Origin of the sequence: Robiginitalea sp., from assembly GCF_049588695.1 — a bacterium.
GTDB lineage: Bacteria > Bacteroidota > Bacteroidia > Flavobacteriales > Flavobacteriaceae > Robiginitalea.
The window spans coordinates 1-4,761 of the sequence record NZ_JBAVZJ010000087.1; the positions used below are offsets into that span (position 1 = coordinate 1).

A 4,761-nucleotide genomic window follows, 5' to 3' on the forward strand; every position below is an offset into this window, starting at 1 on the left:
CATCCCTATTTTGATACTATTGCAATAAGAAGTAGTTTTACTTCTGTAAATCTATACCCTCATTAGTCCCCACTGCCGCCTATGCCGCCTAAGCCGTTTTTTATCAGAATGGAAAAAAAACGAAAGCACCTGCAGCGGTCACAGGATGCTTCCCACCTTTTGCAAAACACGAGTCTTTTTGCAGCAATCGGTTGTGTTTTGCTGGCAGCTGTAAGTTGGTATTTTCTCGAGGTCTTACAACCCCTCCCCCTGCTGCTCATTGCCCTTGCGCTGATTTTTGGTTTACAGTTTGCCTTCCTTCGGCGCTTCCCGGAAAAGCCGCTGCCTTATTTATTGATCAATGGCCTTGGTTATCTGGTTGTTTTTGGGATAAGCCTTTACACAGGGGGTGTTTCCAGCCCTTTTATCAGTGTATTTGCCCTCTTTATTCTTGGCGGATACCTGGTCAAAACTTCAATAGGGAATCTTTATTTGGCAGGCGCTGTTCTTTTTATCGGGTCACTACTCATCTTTCACCCGGCTTTTGAATCCTTTGAAAGTACGGTCACTGTCGGGAAGGAACCGCTTTTCTCTGCCCTGGTTTTCCTGTTTTTCCTGGTTGTCCTGGGTAGTGTATTTGGGAAAAGACTCATCTCAAACCTCCATGACCTCTACAGGGGAAAGGAGGAAATGGAGCAAAAGGCCAATGAAAAGGAAATGCTTCTTAAAGAGGTACATCATCGCGTTAAAAACAATTTACAAACCGTCTCGAGCCTTCTTCGGATGCAGGGCAGGGCGGTCGAGGATCCGCATACCTTAAGCCAGATACGAAGCAGTCAAAACCGGGTGGTTTGTATGGCCATGGTGCACGAAATGCTCTATATGCGCGAAGATCTCTCCTGCATCGAATACAGTACCTATGTCCAGCAACTGGCGGATTATCTTGTAAAATCTGTAAAAGGATCCGACACGGACATCCGGCTACGGATCGATATCCCCGAAGTTGAGTTGGGGATCGATACGGCCCTGCCACTGGGCCTGCTCATTAACGAAGCCGTCACCAACGCCCTGAAATACGGATTTGAAGGTAGGGATACCGGTGAGATCAGTATTTCATTGGAAAAAGAGGATGAACAGGGGTACGTACTCCGGATTGGAGATGACGGGGTAGGTTATCCCGAAAACATGGATTATAAAACCTCCAAATCCCTTGGATTAAAACTCATACACAACCTCAGCAGGCAACTCAAAGGTTCCGTTATCCGGGACCTCTCCAAACGTGGAACCAATTATATCATCCGCTTCGAGGAAGTACGGCAGGACCCTTTTCACTCTATGGCCTGAGCGCCTTTGACAGAAAGCACGTACCCGTTATACTTTCAGGCCGGACCGGAGAGAATACCTATATTTATTCGGAAAAACCAAACTAAGCCCCAACCTATGCGCATCCCGTTGATTTTCATTCTGACAATTGTTTTCCTCCCTGTACAAGCCCAGGATTATTTTTTGAAACAATACGAACCGTACGATGAAGCAATTCCTTCTCCTGAAGCTTTTCTCGGATATGGCATTGGGGAGTACCACACCCGCCACGACCGCATCGTACACTATTTGGAAACCCTGGCGGAGGTCTCAGAAAATGCCGATATTGAAACCTACGGGTACACCCATGAGAAACGCAAGCTCGTGATGTTACGGGTGAGTGAACCCGGACAACTCCAAAATATCGAAGCCCTGCAGCGGCAGCACCTGGCGTTTACAGATCCGTCCCAAACCACTGATCCCCAGGCGGAATAACCCATATTTGTTCAACTCGGATACAACGTACACGGAAATGAACCTTCAAGTTCAGAGGCGGCCTTACTCAGCGCCTATATCCTGGTAGCTTCAAAGCACCCGCTGATCCAGCGTTTTCGAAAGGAAGCGGTAGTGTTTATCGACCCCACAATCAATCCGGATGGACGGGACCGGCACACCCAGTGGGCCAATTCCTACCGGGGTAACCCCCTGGTTGCGGACCCGCAGGATGCGGAGCACAACGAATACTTTCCGGGCGGGCGAACTAATCATTACTGGTTCGACCTGAACCGCGATTGGCTACTCGCTATAAATCCGGAGAGCCGCGGAAAACTGACGTGGTATCATAAGTGGTATCCGAATGTGGTCACAGATTTTCACGAAATGGGAACCCAGAGCACCTATTTTTTTGAACCGATGAAGGCCAATGGCTCGTTGAACCCGATCATGCCCCGTGAGAATTACGAAGATCTCAACAACCTCTTTGGTTCCTATTTTTCAAAATCCCTGGACAGTATCGGGTCGCTCTATTTCACCAGGGAAGTTTTTGACGGTACTTATCCGGGATATGGCTCGTCCTATCCGGACCTGCAGGGAGGCCTTGGATTGCTATTTGAGCAAGCCAGTTCCAGGGGACATGCCCAGAAAACACCTTTCGGGGAAATCACTTTCCCTTTTACGATCCGGAATCAACTCGTTTCCAGTATGACCACGGTAAAGGCCGCCGTAGAAAACAAAGCCCTGCTGAGAGCGTATCAAAAGGACTTCTTTAAAAGCGGACTTAAGAATGCTTCCGAAGGGCGAATCGGGGCGTACAGAGTAGAAGAGAAATACGACAAGAATCGGCTGAAGGCCTTTATCGATAAGCTGCTGATCCACAAAATCGAAGTGTACAAGGAAGGGGAAGACGCCATTGTTATTCCAACAAATCAACCACAATACCGGATGGTCCAGACGTTTTTCGAAACCTATGACACCTACAGGGATAGTGTCTTTTACGATGCTTCTGCCTGGTCCGTTGCCAATTTCTACAACATGAAATACAGCCCGCTGCGTTCCGTGGACCGGGGGGAGCGCATTACTGATATCGAAGACCTGTATCCCGTACCAGCGGTTCCCTATTCGGATTACGCCTACCTGATCAATTGGCAGGACTACAATGCGCCGGCAATGCTCTACCACCTGCAGTCCCAGGGAATCGTCCTCAGCAGCGCTTTCAGGGCGTTTACGACCTCCGTAGGGGGTGTCGAAATGTCTTTTACCCCGGGAACCCTGGTACTCCCGGTGTCGCTCCAGGACAAAACACCACAGGAAGTCCATAAACTACTCAAGGAAGCCCAGGATACTTTTCGGGTACCTTCATACGCCGTTGCCAGCGGTTACCACCTGAAGGGAGTGGATTTGGGAAGTCGGTATACCCGGCCTTTAAAACAACCCAAGGCCGCTATGCTTATCGGAGAAGGCGTGCGTTCCTACGAAGCCGGGGAAGTCTGGCATTTACTCGATACCCGGGTACATATGCCCATCACCAAAATACCGCTGAGGGATTTCCGGGGAACCAATCTGGACCAATATAACACCCTGGTGATGGTGAGCGGTCGCTACAGATGGAACGACAGTGAAAAAGAGCGAATCCGGGAATGGGTTGCAAAGGGCAACACCCTAATCACGATTGGGAGGGCTTCGCAAACGGCCATAGAAAATAAATGGATCGATGGTGATTTGGTCGAAGCTGCCCAGGATAGCACAGAGCAAGTGAAGCGACTGCCTTACGGAGACGCCGAAGAGAACCTGGGCAAAGAAAGCGTCGGTGGGGTCATTCTCAGAATCAACCTAGACCTGACGCATCCCCTGGCTTTCGGGTATACAGATTCACAGCTTCCGGTCTACAAAAACAATGAAGTATGGATACAGCCCAGCAAAAATCCCTATGCCACTGTTGGCCAGTATGCCGAAAATGCCCATATCGATGGGTATCTCAGTACTAAAAACCAAAGTGACTTCCTCGCCAAATCTGCCTCTTTACTGGTGGGCGCCCAGGGAAGGGGTCGGGTTGTGCTGTTTGCCGACAACCCCAACTTTCGGGGTTCGTGGTATGGCACCAATCGTTTGTTTTTAAACGCCTTGTTTTTGGGAAATCACATCCGGGTGCCAGAATAAATCTTATCGAAATACTCCCTTTTCTGGCAAGTCCCAAAAACCAACCAATTTGTAAACTATGAAAAATACAGTTCTCTTTTTGACCGCCCTCCTTCTCATATCGGGTATTTCCAGGGCCCAGGAATCTTTTTCAGAAGGTCCGTTTAACCAGCTTATTATCCGCGGTGCCACCCTGATCAATGGCAATGGGGCGCCTCCACAGGGCCCAGTGGATATTGTCATTGAAAATAACCGGATTACAAAAGTCAGTGTCGTTGGATATCCCGGGGTTGCCATTGAGGCCGATCGGCGACCTGTACTGAAAAAAGGAGGTCGCGAGATACAGGCCGAAGGTATGTATGTACTACCTGGTTTTGTAGATATGCACGGACATATCGGAGGAAAAGCACAGGGGGCCGAACCCGATTATGTTTTTAAACTGTGGATGGCGCATGGGATCACAACGGTAAGAGAACCCAGCGGCCGGGGCGTTGATATTTCAATGGATCTAAAGCGTAAGAGTGAAGCCAATAGTATTGTAGCCCCCAGGATCTTTGTCTATACCGGTTTTGGACAGGGAATGGAAGAACCTATTACCACTGGAGAACAAGCCCGGGAATGGGTACGTTCGAATGCCAAAAAAGGGGCAGATGGTATTAAGTTTTTTGGGGCAGCTCCTGAAATTATGAGCGCCGCCCTGGACGAAAATAAAAAACTCGGACTCCGATCTGCCTGCCATCACGCCCAACTGGACGTGGCCCGATGGAATGTATTGAATTCAGCGCGTGCAGGCCTGACCAGCATGGAACACTGGTACGGACTCCCCGAAGCACTTTTTGAAGACCG

At 49.3% G+C, this 4,761-nt stretch carries 4 protein-coding genes; all 4 read left to right on the plus strand.

Annotated features, from left to right (window positions below):
• The first annotated feature begins 108 nt into the window (after nucleotides 1-108).
• Complete coding sequence (locus tag WBV75_RS01805) at nucleotides 109-1,323, plus strand: sensor histidine kinase (protein ID WP_424118946.1); 1,215 nt, start codon at nucleotides 109-111, stop codon at nucleotides 1,321-1,323.
• Between the two features lie 96 nt (nucleotides 1,324-1,419).
• The gene (locus WBV75_RS01810; protein ID WP_424118947.1) at nucleotides 1,420-1,776 is read left to right on the plus strand and encodes a hypothetical protein; all 357 of its coding nucleotides are present in this window, start codon (nucleotides 1,420-1,422) and stop codon (nucleotides 1,774-1,776) included.
• A 3-nt stretch (nucleotides 1,777-1,779) separates the two neighbouring features.
• On the plus strand, nucleotides 1,780-3,936 hold the full coding sequence (locus WBV75_RS01815) for a M14 family zinc carboxypeptidase (protein WP_424118949.1): 2,157 nt from the start codon (nucleotides 1,780-1,782) through the stop codon (nucleotides 3,934-3,936).
• Between the two features lie 58 nt (nucleotides 3,937-3,994).
• A partial coding sequence (locus WBV75_RS01820) for an amidohydrolase family protein (RefSeq protein WP_424118948.1) occupies nucleotides 3,995-4,761 on the plus strand: 767 nt, incomplete at its 3' end.